Here is a 420-nt window from a genome sequence, read left to right as displayed (position 1 = left end):
CACGCTCAGCGAGTAGGCGCGGCTTCCGGTAAACCCGCCGGCATCGGTCGCGGTGACGGTGAAGGCGAAGCTCCCGCCCGCCGTGGGCGTGCCCGAGAGCGTGCCGCCGGCCGACAGGCTCACCCCTGCCGGCAGCGCGCCGGCAGTGACCGCATAGCTGTAAGGCGCGGTCCCGCCGCTCGCGGTCACCGCCTGGCTGTAGGCCGTGCCCACGCTCGCCCCCGGCAAGGTCGCCGGATCGAGGCTGATGGTCGGTGCCGCCACGCTGAGCGTATAGGCCCGGCTGCCGCTATAGGGCCCGGTCCCGGTCGAGCTGTCGGTCGCGGTCACGGTGAAGGTGAAACTGCCGCTCGCACTAGGGATGCCGCCGATAATCCCGGTAGAGGGATCGAGGGAAAGCCCAGCCGGAAGAGTGCCCGC

The 420-nt window shown here is 71.7% G+C and carries 1 protein-coding gene; it reads right to left on the bottom strand.

The genetic code is table 11. The annotated features are described in order from the left end of the window. Positions 1-420: Ig domain-containing protein (locus H5407_RS23650; protein ID WP_183106924.1), on the bottom strand; the 420-nt coding region annotated here is incomplete at both ends.

This window comes from Mitsuaria sp. WAJ17 (assembly GCF_014174515.1).
In the GTDB taxonomy this organism is placed as follows: Bacteria; Pseudomonadota; Gammaproteobacteria; order Burkholderiales; family Burkholderiaceae_C; genus Roseateles_B.
Note: the sequence above shows the minus strand (reverse complement) of the source record. Positions and strands in the feature narration are given on the sequence as shown.